The 18,656-nt window shown below is 62.2% G+C and carries 16 protein-coding genes and 1 tRNA gene; 5 read left to right on the top strand and 12 right to left on the bottom strand.

All coding sequences use genetic code 11. From position 1 onward, the window contains the following. Positions 1-28 precede the first annotated feature (28 nt). The gene (locus tag ACIPV6_RS09765) at positions 29-1,630 is read left to right on the top strand and encodes an APC family permease (protein WP_400270675.1); all 1,602 of its coding nucleotides are present in this window, start codon (positions 29-31) and stop codon (positions 1,628-1,630) included. Positions 1,631-1,746: 116 nt separating this feature from the next. Here ACIPV6_RS09765 and ACIPV6_RS09760 read toward each other — a convergent pair whose 3' ends face one another. The 12 genes from ACIPV6_RS09760 to ACIPV6_RS09705 form a co-directional block, all read right to left on the bottom strand. Beyond that, the gene (locus ACIPV6_RS09760; protein WP_400270674.1) at positions 1,747-2,586 is read right to left on the bottom strand and encodes an aldo/keto reductase; all 840 of its coding nucleotides are present in this window, start codon (positions 2,584-2,586) and stop codon (positions 1,747-1,749) included. A gap of 156 nt (positions 2,587-2,742) precedes the next feature. Then, positions 2,743-3,183, bottom strand: coding sequence for a hypothetical protein (locus tag ACIPV6_RS09755; RefSeq protein WP_400270673.1), 441 nt, complete (start codon positions 3,181-3,183; stop codon positions 2,743-2,745). A gap of 8 nt (positions 3,184-3,191) precedes the next feature. Continuing rightward, positions 3,192-3,845, bottom strand: a complete 654-nt coding sequence (locus ACIPV6_RS09750) for a bacterial proteasome activator family protein (RefSeq protein WP_400270672.1) — start codon at positions 3,843-3,845, stop codon at positions 3,192-3,194. 85 nt (positions 3,846-3,930) lie between these two features. Beyond that, positions 3,931-4,122 (bottom strand): YbdD/YjiX family protein, encoded by a 192-nt coding sequence (locus ACIPV6_RS09745; RefSeq protein WP_400270671.1) that lies wholly within the window; start codon positions 4,120-4,122, stop codon positions 3,931-3,933. Next, positions 4,122-6,389, bottom strand: coding sequence for a carbon starvation CstA family protein (locus ACIPV6_RS09740; protein WP_400270670.1), 2,268 nt, complete (start codon positions 6,387-6,389; stop codon positions 4,122-4,124). Before ACIPV6_RS09740 ends, ACIPV6_RS09745 begins: the two co-directional genes overlap by 1 nt. A gap of 163 nt (positions 6,390-6,552) precedes the next feature. Further along, positions 6,553-7,626: a hypothetical protein gene (locus ACIPV6_RS09735; RefSeq protein WP_400270669.1), complete on the bottom strand. Its 1,074-nt coding sequence runs from the start codon at positions 7,624-7,626 to the stop codon at positions 6,553-6,555. Further along, complete coding sequence (locus ACIPV6_RS09730; RefSeq protein WP_400270668.1) at positions 7,623-8,282, bottom strand: ATP-binding cassette domain-containing protein; 660 nt, start codon at positions 8,280-8,282, stop codon at positions 7,623-7,625. Before ACIPV6_RS09730 ends, ACIPV6_RS09735 begins: the two co-directional genes overlap by 4 nt. Then, positions 8,273-9,307: a hypothetical protein gene (locus ACIPV6_RS09725; RefSeq protein ID WP_400270667.1), complete on the bottom strand. Its 1,035-nt coding sequence runs from the start codon at positions 9,305-9,307 to the stop codon at positions 8,273-8,275. The genes ACIPV6_RS09730 and ACIPV6_RS09725 overlap by 10 nt, the downstream gene beginning before the upstream one ends. 114 nt (positions 9,308-9,421) lie before the next feature. Then, the gene (locus ACIPV6_RS09720) at positions 9,422-10,081 is read right to left on the bottom strand and encodes a hypothetical protein (RefSeq protein WP_400270666.1); all 660 of its coding nucleotides are present in this window, start codon (positions 10,079-10,081) and stop codon (positions 9,422-9,424) included. A gap of 16 nt (positions 10,082-10,097) precedes the next feature. Continuing rightward, the gene (locus ACIPV6_RS09715) at positions 10,098-10,397 is read right to left on the bottom strand and encodes a hypothetical protein (RefSeq protein WP_400270665.1); all 300 of its coding nucleotides are present in this window, start codon (positions 10,395-10,397) and stop codon (positions 10,098-10,100) included. 188 nt (positions 10,398-10,585) lie between these two features. Next, positions 10,586-11,125, bottom strand: coding sequence for a PadR family transcriptional regulator (locus ACIPV6_RS09710; RefSeq protein ID WP_397326030.1), 540 nt, complete (start codon positions 11,123-11,125; stop codon positions 10,586-10,588). A 27-nt stretch (positions 11,126-11,152) separates the two neighbouring features. Next, positions 11,153-12,136, bottom strand: a complete 984-nt coding sequence (locus ACIPV6_RS09705) for an NAD(P)H-quinone oxidoreductase (RefSeq protein WP_400270664.1) — start codon at positions 12,134-12,136, stop codon at positions 11,153-11,155. Positions 12,137-12,239: 103 nt separating this feature from the next. Here ACIPV6_RS09705 and ACIPV6_RS09700 point away from each other — a divergent pair. The 4 genes from ACIPV6_RS09700 to ACIPV6_RS09685 all read left to right on the top strand — a co-directional run bounded on the left by ACIPV6_RS09700 (position 12,240) and on the right by ACIPV6_RS09685 (position 18,625). Continuing rightward, a tRNA-Ser gene (locus ACIPV6_RS09700) sits at positions 12,240-12,330 on the top strand. Between the two features lie 137 nt (positions 12,331-12,467). Then, positions 12,468-13,253: a VOC family protein gene (locus ACIPV6_RS09695; protein ID WP_400270663.1), complete on the top strand. Its 786-nt coding sequence runs from the start codon at positions 12,468-12,470 to the stop codon at positions 13,251-13,253. A gap of 173 nt (positions 13,254-13,426) precedes the next feature. Next, entirely contained in the window at positions 13,427-13,918 is a 492-nt protein-coding gene (locus ACIPV6_RS09690; RefSeq protein WP_400270662.1) for a septum formation family protein, read from the top strand. A 183-nt stretch (positions 13,919-14,101) separates the two neighbouring features. Beyond that, positions 14,102-18,625, top strand: coding sequence for an ExeM/NucH family extracellular endonuclease (locus ACIPV6_RS09685; RefSeq protein WP_400270661.1), 4,524 nt, complete (start codon positions 14,102-14,104; stop codon positions 18,623-18,625). The last annotated feature ends 31 nt before the right edge of the window (positions 18,626-18,656 follow it).

Genomic DNA, 18,656 nt, shown 5'->3' with positions numbered 1-18,656 from the left:
ATCTTGCTTTCCTGATTAGGAGTCCACCATGGAACCCATCAAGAGTAATGATTCAAGCGGCATGGACGAATTTGGCTACACGCAGACCCTGGACCGCAGCATCGGCAAATTCGCCAGTTTCGCGGCCGGTGTCAGCTATATCTCCATCCTTACCGGTGTTTTCCAGCTGTTCTATTTCGGCTTTTCCATGGCCGGACCGGCTTACGCCTGGTCCTGGCCCATCGTCTTCGTAGGCCAACTCATGGTTGCCCTCTGCTTCGCCGAGCTTGCCGGCCGCTATCCGGTGGCCGGGTCGGTCTACAACTGGGCCAAGCGGCTTTCTTCCGGGACCCCGTCCTGGCTGGCAGGTTGGCTGCTGATGTTGTCCTCCATCATGGCCTTGGGTTCTGTAGCATTGGCGTTGCAGATCACCCTGCCCCAACTTTGGTCCGGCTTCCAGTTTGTGGGCGACGGCACCGGACCCTTTGATTTCGCCATGAACGGTGTGGTTCTGGCGACGATCATGATCACCATCTCCACGCTGATCAACGCGTTCGGCGTCAAGCTCATGACGCGAATCAACAGCATCGGCGTTTTCGTGGAGCTGATTGCCGCGGTGCTGCTGATCCTGGCGCTCGGCTGGCATGTGGTCCGCGGTCCGGAAGTCTTCTTCGACACGGCAGGTTTCGGCGAAGGCCATGACCTGGGCTTTTTCGGCGTCTTCCTGATCGGTGCCATGGCCTCCGGTTACGTCATGTACGGGTTCGACACCGCCAGTTCCTTGGGCGAGGAGACCAAGGACCCCAAGAAGACGGCACCGAAAGCGATCATCCGGGCGGTCACGGCGTCCTTCCTGCTGGGCGGATTGATCCTGTTGTTTGGCATCCTGGCAGCACCGGACCTCACCGACCCCAAGGTGGGCGCAGCCGACGGCGGGCTCCAGCACATTGTGCTCAGTGTCCTCGGCGGACCCTTCGGCAAAGCGTTCCTGGTGTGCATCGTAGTCGCCGTGGTGGTCTGTACGCTGGCCGTCCATGCCGCCGCGATCCGCATGATGTTCGCCATGGCCCGGGACAACAACCTCCCGTTCAGCCGCCAGCTCAGCAAGGTGGACCCGGTACGCCGGACCCCAACTGTGGCAGCTATCGTGATCGGCGTGCTGGCCGTGATTCCGCTGCTCATCAACGTGATGCAGCCGGCCATCTTCACCATCCTGTCCAGCATCAGCATTGTGCTGATCTACCTGTCGTACCTCCTGGTCACGGTTCCGCTGCTGCGCAAGCGGTTCCTGAAGAAGTGGCCGATCGCGGACGCACCCGGCTCCGAGTCCGGTTTCTCCCTGGGGAAGTGGGGCCTGCCGGTGAACATCCTCGCCGTGCTGTGGGGCGGTGGCATGACCATCAACTTGATCTGGCCACGGCAGGAGATCTACAACTCCGTGCCGCCTTTCGAGTGGTACCTGCAGTGGGGCGGAGTGATCTTCGTGGCTGCCGTCACCGTGGGTGGGGCCCTTCTCTACCGCCTGAAGATCCGGCACCAGACAGGCATCCTGGCTGAGCATGCCGCGAACGTGGCGGCTCATCCGTCCTCGGGCGCGGAACCACAGCCGGCTGCCTCCGGCGCAGGTGGCGAAGGCGCAAGCGCTGCCTGACCGTGGCACCCGGCCACCCGCCGTCGTGCCCTAACGAGCGGTGTTCTAGCAACGAGCGCTGCCTTAACGACGAGTGCCCCGCACCCAACCGGGCGCGGGGCACTTGTGTGCCGGGACTAGGCGAAGTCGGAAACCGCCGGGTCCGGGCCAATGCGGCCTTCGGCGCCGCGATCCAGGCCGTTGATGGCCTCGACGTCGGCATCGTCCAGCTTCACGGACAGGGCCGCGAAGTTCTCCTGGATGCGGGATTCCGTGACGGACTTGGGGATGACGACGTTGCCGATGGCCAGGTGCCAGGCGATGACCACCTGGGCGGGCGTGGCCTGGTGCTTGGCCGCGATCTCAGCCACAGTGGGGTTCTCCAACAGCTCGCCGCCCTGGCCCAGCGGGGACCAGGCCTGGGTGAGGATGCCCTTGGAAGCGTTGAAGGCACGCAGCTCGGACTGGTTGAAGAAGGGGTGCAGTTCAATCTGGTTGATCGCCGGGACAACGCCGGTCTCATCGATGATGCGCTGCAAGCCTTCGGTGGTGAAGTTGGAGACACCGATGGACTTGACGCGGCCGCGCTTCTTCAGCTCGATCAGGGCCTTCCAGGTGTCCACGTACTTGTCCTGCTTGGGCTGCTGCCAGTGGATCAGGTACAGGTCCAGCGTTTCGATGCCGAGGCGGTCCAAGGACTTCTCGAAGGCCTCCAGCGTTGCCTCGTAGCCCTGGTCGGCGTTCCACAGCTTGGTGGTGATGAAGATTTCCTCCGCGGAGAGGCCGGAGGAGGCAATGGCGCGGCCAACGCCGGATTCGTTGCCGTAGATCTTGGCGGTGTCGATGTGGCGGAAGCCGGCCTCGAATGCCTGGCGGACCACCTTTTCGGCTACATCGTCTTCAACCTGCCATACCCCGTAGCCGAGCTGGGGAATGGTGTTGCCGTCGTTGAACGTAAGCGTTGGTGAGGAAGTCATGTCTGCAATCCTGCCAGCATGAAGTTGCTCAAAGCACCAAATATTACGCAGATCAGCTATCCGCTTAACTTATTGCGTCAGTGGAATAAACGCGCACGCTGGTAGTTGCATACGCTGCACACTTATCCGGGCGGTCTTCAGTCCATTGGCCTTCAGTCAGTACGAAAGGAGGCGCTCGGCGTCGGCGACCTGTTCAAAAACAGACTCGGCCCGGCGCCGTACGGACAGCGCGCCCACCGGGACAGGACCAACGGCCAGCCGCAGCATGGCCGCGGCCTCTGCCGTCGTGGCCAGCGAATTGCCGGCCTTGGACAGTGCACGGTGGACGCCGGCAAGGGAACCTGGCACGTCGAGGCCGTCGCTGGGGGCGCGTTTTTGCGCCTCTACGCAGATCACCCGAACGCGGGGGAGCAAGTCTGCAAGCTCGTTGGCGATCTGCACCAGCTCGTTGTACAACTCCTCGTCGTCAACGCCTTCCAGAACCTGGTGATACCGGTCCAAGCCACGGTGGAAGCGGTCATGGGCGCGGCGCCACAGCCCCTTGCCAAGCTCAAGATCGTCTTTCCGTCCCTGCCGGACGGCCCCAAAGAAACCCACGGCCAGGCTCAGAGGTACTGGCCCGGGCCGTGATCGGGGTCATCTGACTGGCCGGGCGACACAATGCCGGGCCCGCCCGGCGCCTTGGCCCGCTGGGGTTGGCCGTTCTCGCCGATCACAATGCCGGGCGCGATCACCGTTCCGGGCGGAAGTTGGCGCAACTGGTGCTGGGCTGCTGCGTGGTCACGGGCAGCCTGCTGGGCAGCGATGGCAGCCTGGATGCCGTGGAACAGACCCTCGAGCCAACCCACCAACTGTGCCTGGGCGATGCGAAGTTCCGCGTCCGAAGGCGCCTTCTCCTCCGGGAACGGCAAGCTGATGCGCTCCAGCTCTTCAATGAGTTCCGGCGCCAGGCCGTCTTCCAGTTCCTTGATGGAACGTTCATGGATTTCTGCCAGGCGACCACGTGCAGCGTCATCAAGCGGTGCGCTCTTCACTTCCTCAAGAAGCTGCCGGATCATCGTTCCGATCCGCATCACCTTGGCCGGCTCATCCACGAGCTCCTGAAGGTTGGTGCCCTTGGGCCTGTCCTCGGCCGGGTCCGGCGCCTCCGCTGCCCGCTGGTCAGCGCCGTTCAAGGCTGTGCCTTCCACTGGAGTACCCTCCACGGGTTGGTCGTCCGAAGCCTCATCCGTGGGCTGAATGTCGTTCAGATCGCTCATGCGTTTCATACTCTCACGTGGTTCCCGCAAGCCCGCGGCCAAGACCGGATTTTGGACTTCGTTCGTAGCGAAACTCCCGGTAGCCTCAGCAGCAGCGCCCTTGCGGGTTGCTGTCCTGCCGGTCCATGCGGTCCCGCCAAAAGTCGCGCTCAGTCATGGCGGGACCTTCGTGGCCGGAGGACGTGAAGTGCTCCAAATACTTCTGGTAGGCATCGGCCCCCATCAGACCCCGCATGTATCCGGCGAATCCACGAAAACCTGTTGCCAGGGCTCCCACTAGTGGTGCCCTGCACTCACGGGTCGCTTGTCCGCCGGCAGGGACTCCCACTCGGCAAGCAGTTCCTTCTCCGCCGCCGTCGGGATCAGTCCGGCCGGCGCGAATACCCGTGACGGCACCGCCGGATCCTCGTGGTCCTGCCCGCCACCGGCACGGAAGGCCCGGACTGTGGAAATGACAGCCGTGATGATCACGATGATGCTCAAGACGACGAAGATCACCGAGAGCACGCCCTGGATCATGGTGTTGCGGACCACCGCTTCCATGGCCTCAACCGTTTTGGCCGTCCCGAACGAGGTCTTTCCGTCCGCCAAGGCCTTGCTGAAAGCGGCATTGTTGGCAAAGTAGCCCACCGCCGGAACGGGCGAGAAGATCTTGAAGAAGCTTGCCGTGATGGTCACGACGGCGGCAAACGCCAGCGGGACCGCGACGATCCAGAGCCACTTGAACACCCCCCGCTTCGCAGCAATGGCCATGCACACGGCCAAGGCGATGGCAGCGAGCAACTGGTTGGCAATACCGAACAGCGGGAACAGTGTGTTGATGCCGCCCAGCGGGTCAGTGACGCCCATGAGCAGCACGGCTCCCCACGCAGCAACCATTATCGCCGTACACAGCCAGGCCCCCGGCCGCCACGAGGCTTCCTTGAACTTGGGAACGAAGTTGCCGATCGAGTCCTGCAGCATGAAGCGCGCAACCCGGGTGCCGGCGTCGACCGCAGTCAGGATGAACAGTGCCTCGAACATGATGGCGAAGTGGTACCAGAAGGCCATCATGCCGGGGCCGCCGATGAATTGCTGCATGATGTGCGCCAGGCCAACAGCCAGGGTGGGAGCGCCGCCCGAACGGGAAATGATGCTCTCCTCCCCCACGTCCTTGGCGGTCTGCGCCAAGACGTCCGGGGTGATGTTGACGTTGGCCAGGCCCAGGCTGTTCACCCATTGGGCCGCGGACTCCACCGTGCCGCCGGTCAGGGCGAGGGGTGCGTTCATGGCGAAGTAGATGCCACGGTCGATCGAGATGGCCGCCACCAGCGCCATGATGGCCACAAAGGACTCCATGAGCATGCCACCATAGCCAATGAAACGGGTCTGCCGTTCCTTCTCGATGAGCTTCGGAGTGGTGCCGGAGGAGATCAATGCGTGGAATCCGGACAGGGCACCGCACGCGATGGTCACGAACAGGAAGGGGAACAACGCTCCGGAGAAAACCGGGCCGTTCTCTCGGCCGGCGAACTCGCTGAAGGCCGGAACGTTGATTTCCGGACGCACCACGATGATGGCAAGGGCGAGCATCACAATGACGCCGACTTTCATGAACGTCGAGAGGTAGTCACGCGGCGCGAGCAGCAGCCAGACGGGCAGGATCGCCGCGATGAAGCCGTAGATGATGAGGCCCCAGGCGATGGTCACCTTATCCAGGTGGAAGAAGGCTGCGCCCCATTCCGTTCCGGCCACGGCACCGCCGCCGATGATCGCGGCCATCAGCAACACAAAGCCGATGATCGAGACCTCCATGACCTTGCCCGGCCGCAGGTACCGCAGGTAGACGCCCATGAAGAGCGCGATCGGAATGGTCATGCCTACCGAGAAGACACCCCACGGGCTCTCGCCCAGGGCGTTGACCACCACCAGCGCGAGGATGGCCACGATGATGATCATGATCAGCAGGGTGGCGACCAAGGCGGCTGTGCCGCCAATAGCGCCAAGTTCCTCACGGGCCATCTGGCCGAGGGACCGGCCGCCTCGCCTCATCGAGAAGAACATCACCAGATAGTCCTGCACCGCACCGGCAAGTACGACGCCGATGATGATCCAGATAGTGCCGGGGAGGTACCCCATCTGTGCAGCAATGACCGGACCAACCAGCGGACCTGCACCGGCAATGGCAGCGAAGTGGTGGCCGAACAGGACGTTCCGGTCGGTGCGGACATAGTCCTTGCCATCAGCCTTGTACTCGGCAGGGGTTGCCCGCCGGTCATCAGGCTTGAGGAGGTACCGCTCGATGACCTTGGAATAGAAGCGGTAACCAATCAAGTAGGTACACACGGCAGCAAAGACAAACCAGATGGCGTTGACCGTCTCGCCACGGACCAGCGCCAGCATTACCCAAGCCACCCCGCCGAGCAGGGCAATGGCCACCCAAAGGGCGATTTTGGCCGGGGTCCACTTCCGCTCTTCCTTTTCCCGCCGGGACTCATCCACGGCCGGCGGCGGCAATGTGGGGTCCAGCTCCCTTTCGAGTTCTTGTTCCGGGATGGCGTTCATGTCTCCTCCTTGAGAACCTTCTTGCTGCCGTGGCTCCGTTAGGGCACAGCCGGGCGTCACGGGCACGCTAGCAATGAAGGTTCCCCGTGCGTGGCGGAAGCTACCGGATGGTCAGCCGTGGTGCGACGAGCGGCGGTTGTGCTGCGGTGAACGGTATGGCTGCCTAGTTTCGTTCTTTGAAGTACGTGAAGAGGCGGGATTCACGGCTGGATGCAGCAGCCAGAAGTCCACCGGTTGTGGCACCCAAGAAGCCTGCTGCTCCAATGATGACGAGCTGGCAGTAAAGGGGATCCGCAACGTTAGGTGCGGCGAAACGGGCCATCACTAGGACGAGGGCCGTGGCGATTGAGCTGCTGACCCCGGCCCAAATGGCAGACTCGACCAGTGCGATGAGCGTGAGGTCAGCCCTTGCCACGCCGGCATGTCGCGAGGACGCGTACTCAAGTCGCCGACGGCGTCCTCCCAGCAACGAAATGACGAGTCCGAGCGCACCGGAGGCAAGGGGTGCATACCGTGTGAGGCGGTTTTGGTATTCGTCAGCACCCGTAAACACGAGGCCGAGCGTGGGATTAAGCGTTGAAACGATTGCCACATTTTCTCTGGTCACCGCGAGTTGGGAGCCTCGCAGGAGAGAATCAAACGCCGCAGTTGAAGGCCACACGTCGGCCCAGCATTCATCAAATGAGCCTTCGCCCAACGTCGGAATGAGCACCGCGTTAGCGAGACGGCTGTCGCGACCATCGCTGTCAGAGTAGGGAAAGACTGCCGCGATGTTCATTGGACCCCGGTCGGTTTCTACCGATTCTCCGGAGCGAACCCGCCAACGCTTGGCGAGCGGTTCGGAGATAAGCACGCCTTGGTCCAGAGTGGTGTCCAGGCCAAGGACGGCTTGGAGCCCGATCGTCGTTTCGAATGACGGCGTGGTGATTCCGGGAAGGCTTGAGATATGGATCGGAGATGCCGCCTTTAAGGCTCCGGCCGACTGCACGCCCGTGGTCTTGGCCAGTGCCTCGCATCGTTGCGGGTCCACCGTGCCCTCGGTTTTGAGGACTCGTATAGATGCCCCAGAGGCGTAATAGTCGCGGGCTTGCCTGTCCAGTGCCGAGACCGTCAAAACTTCGGTCGAAGACGTCAGGGCGATGGCAAGAATGAGTGCCAAGGCAAGCCAACTGGCTTTGGACGCGCCACTTTGAACATTGCGCCAGGCCTCGTGAAAGACGGTTTCCGGGCGCATCATGGGCGAGCATCCTCTCGACTCACCGTTGACAAGTCCAGAACCTCTCCACACGAGGCAAGGGTGTCCGGATCGTGGCTTGCTACGATGACCACCGCCCCGCTTTGAGCCAGACTGCCGAGAACGCCATTGACAGTGGCAGCCGTTGCCCGATCAAGTTGGGCCGTCGGTTCATCGACCAGTATGAGGTCGGGATCCCCGGCAACCGCCCGTGCGAGCATCAATCGCTGCGCTTCACCGCCCGAGAGCTGGGAAAATCGTTTGTGCGCACTTGCTCGAAGTTCGAATTCCATCAGCCGCTGGAGGGCCAACTCCTCGCTATGATCGAGACTCAGCCCCGAGGCAAGATACGGCAAGGCGACATGTTCGAGCGCAGTTCGTTGTGGGACGCCCAGAGGATTCTGGAAGACCCAGCGGACAGAGGAAATCCCTGTCCGCTCCACGGTTCCTTCCTTGGGGTTCTCCCATCCGGCAATGACGGACAGAAGAGTCGATTTCCCAGACCCGGACGGGCCGCAGATTCCGGTGACCAAGTCCGATGTGATTTCAATGTCCAGATGCCGAAAGAGATAGTGGTCTATTGCGAAGCCATGCCCTACGCCCCTCAGCGCCACCCGCGGAATATCACTGGCGGCTCCTGCACGGGCGTTTAGGCGCATTCCTTGTTCCCGATGCCTGAGCCCAAGAGAATCTCCTTCGGAGCGTCCTTCTCAAAGGTAGCGAGTACAGAACCAGCACTTGAACCGGCAATTGTGATACGAAAGGTGATCCCATCCGGTGACTTGACACATGCGCTGCTGTTCCGGGCACCGAAAACCCCTGCGACCGGAACTTTGGCGACTACCAACGGCGAACTCAGCGCCGTCTTGATGCTGAGTGGCTTTGGAGCGCTACCAGATTGCGATTCAGCGAATTCGGGACTCCGCGACACCTCAGCCATCAATGCCGGATCTGAAACCGTTCCGTCGGCAGTTACGGGTGCAGACACATTGCCGAACGTCACGGTCCTGGCACCCGCGGCCGGCGGCTGGTCCGGAGGAAAGACAACACGCAGGCTGCTCACCGACCCCACGATGGTGAGAAACGGGGAACCTGGAAGGTATTGGGAACCAAGCAGCGCATCGCAGGATTTCACACGAACGTTGTCCGCAGGTAGCCAAAGTGTCTCGTCCTGATGCAGAATTCCGTCACGATTTTTCAACGCGAAGTCCGTCTGGATCTTGTAGATTGCCGTGTTCAGGTCAGCGCTATATGCGCCCTTGTCCTGCACATCAAAGCCCATGGACCTGAGTTGCTGACGAAGCGCGTCCACGTCATCGCCTTTGGTTCCAGGTCCAATGTCCCGGTAGAAAGGCACCCCCGAATGCAGGCCCAGCACCGGACGCCCACTCAGCGAAGCGACCACATGGCCTGATTCAATCCCGCCACCGGCAACGCACGCCGACGCAGTCACGGTACCGGAAAGGCCGAGTGACGCTTCCACTGGCTGGGCAGCGTCGATCTCGGCAGCCACTGTTCGTTCGTCCCGGTATTCGCTCATTACGACGGCGGCAACTGTCGCCTCATGCGCCACGCTCAGGGTCGACGGCGGAACGTTGGCAGTCGTCCCCAAGATGCAGACCGCGGTCAACGCCGCACTCGAAATGGCGACAAGGGCATATGGCAGCCAGGCTCCCTTCTTCATGGCTTTTCCGCTAACCCCACAGCCTTTTCGGTTCCTCCGCACCACGCCTACGCTTGGTCACTGTCCGCATCGAAAGGATTCGATGTCTGAGACTGACGCAGGGATTCCGGCTCACTATGACCTTCCTTGGCCAACAGCCATGTTGGCCCCCACGAAACAGGCCTGGGCCTCGTCACTGTAGGGGTCGAACGGGAGCCTATCCTTTAGGCCCCTTTTGCCGTTCCCGGGATCATTGAAGGCCTTCTTCAGGTCATCTTTCGAGAAATTCGAATTAACGATACCTTTAGCCGCCAAGCAGTTGTATGCGACTTCATCAGCATCAGCAAGCAAGTCGGGATTCCCTTGCTGAATGCCAAAAAGCTCTCCGATCTCGTTAATCGTACCTTCCTGACACTTGACTACTATCGACATGGCAGACTCAATCGATTCCCCGTCGGATAACGGCTGGTTCTCGATCTTATAGAGTCCGTTGCTTAGCTTTGTTAGCTTTACAGGCTTTCCGGATGCCGCCATGCACCGCTCAAAACGGCTGTACGCCTCGTCATAGTCCGCTTGTTCAATTCGCCCTGAAACTTTGGCCCGCTCCAAGACGTCCCTGTCGAATTCCTGGAGCTTGGGATCTTTCAACCCGGTGATGACAAGTTCGGTAAAGTTTTTGGCAATATACCGGCGCTCAGAATTTTCCGATGATTCACCCGAGCAGGCCGCCATCAGAGGAATCACGCAGGCCGCCAATGCGAGCGATACCTGGATTCTCAGGCTCTTCAGTGCCATTTACGCAGTGACTCCTCTAGGCCCAGCGAATTTGATAGGCCTCGTGAGTCCAGCTATATCCATCCACGTGTGCGCGCGATTCGGACCAGGAGGGTGGTCCGTAATACCAAACGTTGCCGAGATGTGCCACAGACTGAAGCCGACTGCTGCTGTTGAAAATCCAGACCTGAGCATGGGCGACCCACCAGCTTGAGTAGTTGTTGGTCATGCCATCAATTGCTGCTGAGGACGGCATGGCGGCCGAAAGAGCGATTCCGCCTGCCAGCACGGCGACGCTGGCACCCGAAACTGCCTTCTTAAATACACGAGAACTCAAGATAGACTCCTTGTTTTGCAATCCAGGATTCTGGATTCAGATTCGTTTCTAGCAAGAGAGAACTGCAGGAGCAAGAGTAAACGTCTGCTTGTACTACGATGATTTGATCAAAATCATGTCAAAACTCATTGTCTTTTTCAAAACACGCCATAAACGGTGGAATTAGATAAGAGTAATGCCGGAGGAGTTCACTCCCCCGCGCGCTCCTGCACCTGCAGCATCCGCGCTTCGCACAGGTCCAGCCAGCGCACCTCTGCCTCGGCTTGGAAGATCAGGGAATCAAGTACCAGCAACCACGCAGTATCGGCTGAGCGCTGGTTGGCCGACGCCGCTTTCCTGGCTTGGGTGTGTTCCTGCAGGGCGCGCACGGACACTTCGCGCTGCGACTGGATCACGGCCGAGGCGTCCACGCCCGGGAGGGTCACCGCGAGCGCAAGCTTGATGGCAATCTCGTTGCGGGGCGGAGTGCCGCGGTCCACTGCCCCGTCAAACCAAGCCCCGACTTCGGCGACCCCGGCGTCGGTGATGCTGTAGACGACGTGGCCGCCGCCGTCGTCGCCGTCGTTGCTGACCAGCCCGTCCCGCTCCAAGCGGTCCAAGGTGGTGTAGACCTGGCCGATGTTCAGCGGCCAGGCCGCGCCCGTCCGGTCCTCGAACTCCACGCGCAGCTCATAGCCATACCGGGGCTGGTCCTGGAGCAGGGCCAGGAGGCTGTGCCGGATGGACAATGGAGCTCCTTGCTGTAGGGGGGCCGGTCAGAGCAGCAACAGGACCTTACCCACATGCTCGCCGGAATCGAAGTACTCGTGGGCTTCCGCCACGCGGTCCAACGGGAAGGACTTGGCCACCAGCGGCTTGATCCGGCCGTCGGCGAGCATGGGCCAAACCACCTCACGCACGGCGGACATAATGACGCCCTTCTCGGCCACGGGCCGCGGACGAAGGGCCGTGCCGATCACGGCAGCCCGTTTGCTGACCAGTTGCCCCAAGTTGATCTCGGCTTTGGTACCGCCTTGCAGCCCGATGATGATCAGGCGGCCATAGTCGGCGAGTGCGTCTACGTTCTGCTGCAGGTATTTGGCGCCCACGACGTCGAGGATCACGTCCGCGCCCTTGCCGCCGTTTTGCGCTTTGAGGCTTTCGACGAAGTCCTCGTCGGAGTAATTGATGGCGATGTCCGCACCAAGGAACGCCTTGGCGGTGCCCACTTTTTCGTCAGTGCCCGCGGTGGTGGCCACGTTGGCGCCGTACGCTTTGGCCATCTGGATGGCCATGGTTCCAATGCCGCCCGTGGCACCGTGGATGAGCACAGTTTCGCCGGGTTGGAGCTGCGCCGTCATGATGAGGTTCGAGTAGACGGTGGCCGCCACTTCGGGCAAAGCGGCCGCGGTGACCAGGTCAACGCCGTCGGGAAGCCGCAGTACCTGTTCGGCAGGAACGGCCACTTGCTGGGCGTAGCCGCCGCCCGCCAACAGGGCCACAACCTTGTCCCCCAGCGAGAAGGCTTTGGTGACTCCAGGGCCGAACCCGGCGATCCTGCCGGAAACCTCAAGGCCGGGAACCTCGGAGGCGCCAGGGGGCGGCGGGTAGAAACCGCGGCGCTGCTGCACATCGGCGCGGTTCAGCCCCGCGGCCACGACGTCGATCAGCACCTCGCCCTCGCCGGGCACCGGAGACGGGACTTCCCTGACGTCGAGGACTTCGGGCCCGCCTGGCTGGGAAATGTAGACGGCTTTCATGACGAACTCCCGGATTCTTGCTGGCACTTCCAGACCCGGGGCCGGGACGGGAAGCACGTGATGTTTTGGTACAGCCAACTCCCTATGAAACACTACTAGGCAGGGAAGGTTGTCCGAGCGGCCTAAGGAGCTGGTCTTGAAAACCAGTGTGCGGTAACCCCGTACCAAGGGTTCAAATCCCTTACCTTCCGCCACGCGAATGCCCCGGGTCTTTGATCCGGGGCATTTTTCGTTGAAAAGTGTCAGAGCCCCCGCATAGTGTTCTTCGTGTCTCCACCACTACACCATCAGCCGCGGAGCTTGCCGCGGCCTGACAACAGGAGCTGTACACATGCCTACGCCCGATATCACCGCCGGTTCGCCATGTTGGATCGACCTGATGACGTCCGATACAGAAAAGGCGAAGTCCTTCTACAACGCGCTCTTCGGCTGGACCTATGAGACCGGAGACGAAGAGAAGTACGGCGGCTACATCACCGCGTCCAAGGACGGGAAGCTCGTAGCCGGCATCATGCAGAAGCAGGAAGACATGGGCGCCATGCCGGACCTCTGGTCCACCTACCTGCGCACGGATGACATCAAAGCCACCACAGAAGCCGCTGCCGCGAATGGCGGCCACGTCTTCATGGAACCAATGGACGTTCCCGAACAGGGCAGCATGGCCATGTACGGCGACTCCTCCGGCGCCTCCATCGGAGCGTGGCAGTTCGGTGAGATGAAGGGCTACGAACTCGCGGCCGAGCCCGGAACGCCCGCCTGGCACGAGCTCCTGTCCAAGGACTATGAATCCGCAGTGTCCTTCTACCAAAACGTGTTCGGCTGGGAAACGGAGGTCATGAGCGACACTCCGGAGTTCCGCTACACCACGCTGGGCGCCGGCGACAACGCCAAGGCCGGGATCATGGACGCCGCTGGTTTCCTTCCAGAGCAGGTGCCGTCCATGTGGAGCGTGTACTTCGCCGTAGAGGACACGGACGCCACGGTTGAGCAGGCCCTGGGACTTGGCGCCACTGTGGTCCAAGCAGCCGAGGACACTCCGTTCGGACGCCTGGCTACGTTGTCGGATCCAACAGGCGCCACGTTCAAGGTCATCCAGGATTTGGGCCAGACGGCTTAGACTCTTGATTTTCGGGTCGTGCCGGCCATCCCCTACCCAAGGATGGCCGGCGGGACCTGCCCACTCCCGGGTCTGGGGGATCGTTCGGCGTGGGCATAGTTTCTGGTCCCCCATCGTTAGACCGCACCCTTCGAAAAACCAGGCTGTGGTCCTTCTGGGAATGAGGACCGGAATTGCTTCACCTTTCACAAACCATCAAAGCTGCCGCCGTGCTCGGCGTTGCGTCCATCGCGTTGGCCGGTTGTTCCTTAATCAGCAGCGGCGATGCCAAGCGGGACGAATCCGGCCGCCCCACCGAGACGTCTGTCGCTGACGCCTTCAAGGTCAAGGTCGGGGACTGCATGGCCCAGCCATCCAGCGACGAATTCCAGGATGTGTCCATCATTCCGTGCGAGCAAAGCCACGATCTTGAGGCGTTCGCGGCAAAGAACATCGTGGCTGACTCCTACCCGGGCCAGTCCGAGGTGCAAGCGCAGTCGGAGGAGTATTGCGGCGCAGAATTCGCGACGTTCGTTGGTATTCCCTATGACGAGTCGACGCTGGATATGACCTATTTCTACCCCAGCAGCCAGACATGGAAGCAAAAGGACCGCGAAATCGTCTGCCTTATCGGCGGCGCGTCCGGTGCTGCCGTCACTGGCACGCTGAAAGGCGCTGCCAAGTAGTTCCTGCCGGTGACCGGGGCCACCCTCCGGCCACCGGCAAGCCACTCCCCATTCATCCGTTCGTGTTCAGCTTTGTCCGAGGCAGCTTTACCCGGGAGTAACTTCCGGCACAACGCCCCCTGCGCAAGACAGGGGGCGTCGTCCATAGAGCCCTACAGGGCTCCCTGATGAAAGTTAGAGCGGATGAACCATAAGAATTGGAAACTCTTGGCGGGCACGGTCCTGTCGGCGGGGCTCTTAGCGGCCCCGCTGACGGCCGTTCCGGCCTTCGCAGCTGATGATCCCACTCCGGGCACGTCACCTGTGGTCATCAATGAGGCCTACTTGAGTGGAGGCAGCAGCGGCGCAGCATTCAAGAACAAGTTCGTTGAGCTGTACAACTCCTCCGACTCACCTGTCAGCCTGGCCGGCTGGTCCTTGCAGTACCGTTCGGCAACGGGAACCGCTGCACCCACCGGCATCACTGCACTGACGGGAAGCATCCCGGCCAAGGGCTACTTCCTGATCCAAGGCGCCACCAACAGCGGCACGTCCACTGCCCCGGCCCTTCCACCGGCTGACATCCAGGCCACGGGAACGCTGAACCCGAGCGGCACCGCGGGGACACTGATCCTGGCCAAGCAGGGCACTGCAGTATCGCCACTGGCCTCGGGTTCCGTGACGGGCAACGCGGCCATCGCGGACCTCCTTGGCTACGGCAGCTCCAATACGTTCGAAACCGCAGCCGCAGCGGCGCCCACGGGAAACACGGACGTGCGGAGCCTGAACCGCAACAACGGCATTGACACGGACTCCAACGCCGCCGACTTCAGCCTCAGCGCGTCCATCACGCCCACGGCGTCCGGCGGCGTCAGCACCCCGCCAACGGAGCCAGGCACCGGCACCAAGACCATCGCCGAGATCCAAGGCACCGGCGCTGCCAGCCCGCTTGTCGGCAGCTCGGTGACCACGCGCGGCAAGGTCACCGCGGTCTACGCCTCCGGCGGCTTCAACGGCTACTACGTCCAGACCCCCGGAACCGGCGGCGACAGCGGCGGGGCTGCCAGGACGGCGTCGGACGCTGTGTTCGTCTACTCCCCCACGACGGCGGGTTCGGTACAGCCAGGCGACTACCTGGAACTGACCGGCGTCGTGAGCGAATTCGCGAACCAAACCCAGATCACCGTGGACACCGCGGGGCTCAAGAAGCTCACCGAAGCCGCGCCGGAGGTGAAGGCATCGCCGTTCGCGCTCCCCGCCAATGAGGCAGCCCGGGAGACTTTCGAGGGCATGCTCGTCTCACCGCAGGGCACGTTCACCGTGACGGACAACTACTCCCTGAACCAGTACGGCGAAATCGGCCTCGCTGCCGGGACCTCACCTCTGGTACAGCCGACGGCGGTAGCCGCCTACGGTTCGCCGGAGTACGCGGCGGTGGTGGCTGACAACGCGATGCGCGGCATCAAGCTCGACGACGGCGCGTCCACCAATTTCCTCAAGGACGCCACAACCAAGGCCCAGCAACTCCCGTATCTGACCACCACAGATCCTGTCCGGGTGGGTTCTCCTGCCACGTTCAGGACCGACGTGATCCTGGGCTATGGCAACAACTCCTGGAAATTTCAGCCGCTCACGGCCCTGACCCCGGAGAATTCCGACTCGGTGCAGCCAGCCACGTTCACTGCTTCACGGCCCGAGGGCCCGGCAGATGTTGGCGGTACCCTCAAGCTGGCGTCCTTCAACGTGCTGAACTACTTCCCCACCACCGGCGACCAGCTCAGCGGCTGCGTGTTCTACACGGACCGCGCCGGTAACCCGATCACGGTGAAGGAAGGTTGCAACGCCCGCGGTGCGGCCAACGCAGAGAACCTCCAACGCCAGCAGGACAAGATCGTTGCCGCCATCACCAAATCCGGCGCCGACGTCGTTTCCCTTGAGGAAATCGAGAACTCGGCGCAGTTCGGCAAGAATCGCGACGACGCCCTGTCCAAGCTGGTTGATGCCCTCAACGCCAAGACGCCCGGCGTTTGGGACTACGTCCGCACTCCCGCCAACGCTCCCCCGCTGAGCGACGAGGACATGATCCGTACGGCATTCATCTACAAGAAGGCCACCGCCGAACCCGTGGGCGAATCCATCATCCACAACGACACCGTTGCCTTCGCGAGTGCCCGCAAGCCCCTGGCGCAGGTCTTCAAGCCGGTAGGTGCGGCCGATGACAAGAAGTTCATCGCGATCGTGAACCACTTCAAGTCGAAGGGCTCCGCGGCCACCCCGGACGACACCGACAAGGGCCAGGGCGCTTCCAACATCGCCCGCACCAAGCAGGCGGAGTCGCTGCTGGCCTTCTCGAAGGACCTGCAGGCCAGCAAGGGCACGGACAAGGTCTTTCTGATCGGCGATTTCAACGCCTACGCCAAGGAAGATCCCATCAACGTCCTCACGGGCGCGGGCTACACCGACCTTGAAGCCGGAACCAACAAGCACTCCTACCTTTTCGGCGGAATGGTCGGCTCCCTGGACCACATCCTCGCTTCCCCTGCGGCCCATAAGACCGTGACGGGAACCGACATCTGGAACATCAACTCCGTGGAGTCCGTGGCGTTGGAGTACAGCCGGTATAACAACAATGTGACCAACTACTATGCCGCGGACGAGTTCCGTGCCAGCGACCACGATCCCGTGGTGGTGGGCCTGGACCTGGCACCGGATGCACCGGCAAGCGTTGACCTGCAGTTCCTGGGCATCAACGATTTCCACGGCCGCGTCGACTCCAACACGGTGCTCTTCGCAGGGACCGTGGAGAAGCTGCGGGCTGCAGCCGCTCCGGGCGCAACGGCCTTCATCTCGGCCGGCGACAACATCGGCGCGTCGCTCTTCGCTTCCTCAGTGGCGAAGGACCAGCCCACCATCGACGTCCTGAACGCGCTCGAACTGCAGGCTTCCGCAGTTGGCAACCACGAGTTCGACGGCGGCTGGCAAGACTTGCGCGACCGCGTCATTGCCGGTGGCAACAACGCGAAGTTCGCCTACCTTGGCGCCAACGTCTACCAAAAGGGCACCACCACTCCGGTCCTGCCGGAGTACAAGGTGTTGGAGATGAACGGCATGCGGGTTGCCGTGATCGGCACCGTGACGCAGGAAGTTCCGTCCCTGGTGACCCCTGCGGGGATAGCGGATCTGGAATTCGGTGATCCGGTGGAGGCCATCAACCGGGTTGCGGCCAAGATCAAGGCTGACAACGCGGCGGACCTGATCATCGTGGAAAACCACGACGGCGCCGCGTCCGGAACGCCCGAGGGCGCCACGCTGGAGCAGGAAGTGGCAGCCGGCGGCCCGTTCGCCAAGCTCGTCAATGAGACATCCCCGGACGTGGCCGCGATCTTCACCGGGCATACCCACAAGGAATATGCCTGGGATGCACCCATCCTGGACTCGAACGGACAGCCGACAGGCAAGACGCGTCCGATCGTGCAGACGGGAAACTACGGCGAGAACGTGGGCAGCGTGACCTTGACCGTGGACACCGCTTCCAAGTCGGTTACGGCGTACAAGGCGTCGATCGTGGACCGCACTACGGACACGGCAGAAAGCCTCGTCGCCGCCTACCCGCGCGTCGCAGCCGTCAAGACGATCGTGGACAAAGCCCTGGCCAACGCCGCAGAGATCGGCAACCAGCCGGTGGGCGCGGTCACCGCCGATATCACCACGGCTTTCACCCCGGACCCTGCCGGCGGTGCCCCGAAGCGGGACGACCGCGCGTCCGAATCCACGCTGGGCAACCTCGTGGCGGACTCGCTGGTGGATACGCTCAAGGCTCCTGAACTGGGCGCGGCGGAGATCGGCGTCGTCAATCCCGGCGGACTCCGCAACGAGCTGTACTACGCCCCGGACGGAACCATCACCTACGCCGAGGCAAATGCGGTGCTGCCGTTCGTGAACAACCTTTGGACCACGACGCTCACCGGCGCCCAGTTCAAGACGCTCCTGGAACAGCAGTGGCAGACCAACCCTGACGGCACGGTGCCCAGCCGCCCCTACCAGCAGCTGGGACTGTCCAAGAACGTCAACTACACCTACGACGCCGCACGCCCCGCGGGTGACCACATCACCGGCATCTGGGTGGGTGGCGCGGTGATGGACCCGGCCAAGCAATACCGGATCGGGACGTTCAGCTTCCTTGCCACTGGCGGTGACAACTTCCGGGTGTTCAAGGAAGGCAGCGACACCAAGGACACGGGCCTGGTGGACCGCGATGCGTGGATCAAGTACCTCCAGGCGCACAACCCGGTCTCCCCTGACTTCGCCCGGCGCTCAGTGGCAGTGGCGAACACCACCGCCGCGGAGGTCAAGGCAGGCGACGCCATCAAGCTGGCTGTCACCAAGTTGGACCTGACCTCCATTGGCAGCCCGGCCAACAAGACGCTCAAGGCCGTGTTCATTGATGCCAAGGGGGCCGCCGTGGCCCTGGGCGACGTCCCCGTGGCGTCCGGTGCTGCAAGCGTCAGCCTCAAGGTTCCCGCAGCGGCAGCCGCAGGGACCGGCACCGTGGTGCTCACCGCCGTCGAAAGTGGCACCACAGTCAAGGCGCTGGTCAAGGTGGCAGCGAGCGGCCCGAACCCGCCGCAGTGCACCGCTCCCACCAAACCGTCCAAGTGGTACGACATTGTGGGCTGGCTCCGCTACGCATTCGCGTGGCTGGAGTACCAGAAGTGCCTGAGGGGCTAAACACCCTTCAAAGCAGAAAAGGAGCCCCTCA

This window comes from Paenarthrobacter sp. NPDC089988, assembly GCF_044748465.1.
GTDB lineage: Bacteria > Actinomycetota > Actinomycetes > Actinomycetales > Micrococcaceae > Arthrobacter.
Note: the sequence above shows the minus strand (reverse complement) of the source record. Positions and strands in the feature narration are given on the sequence as shown.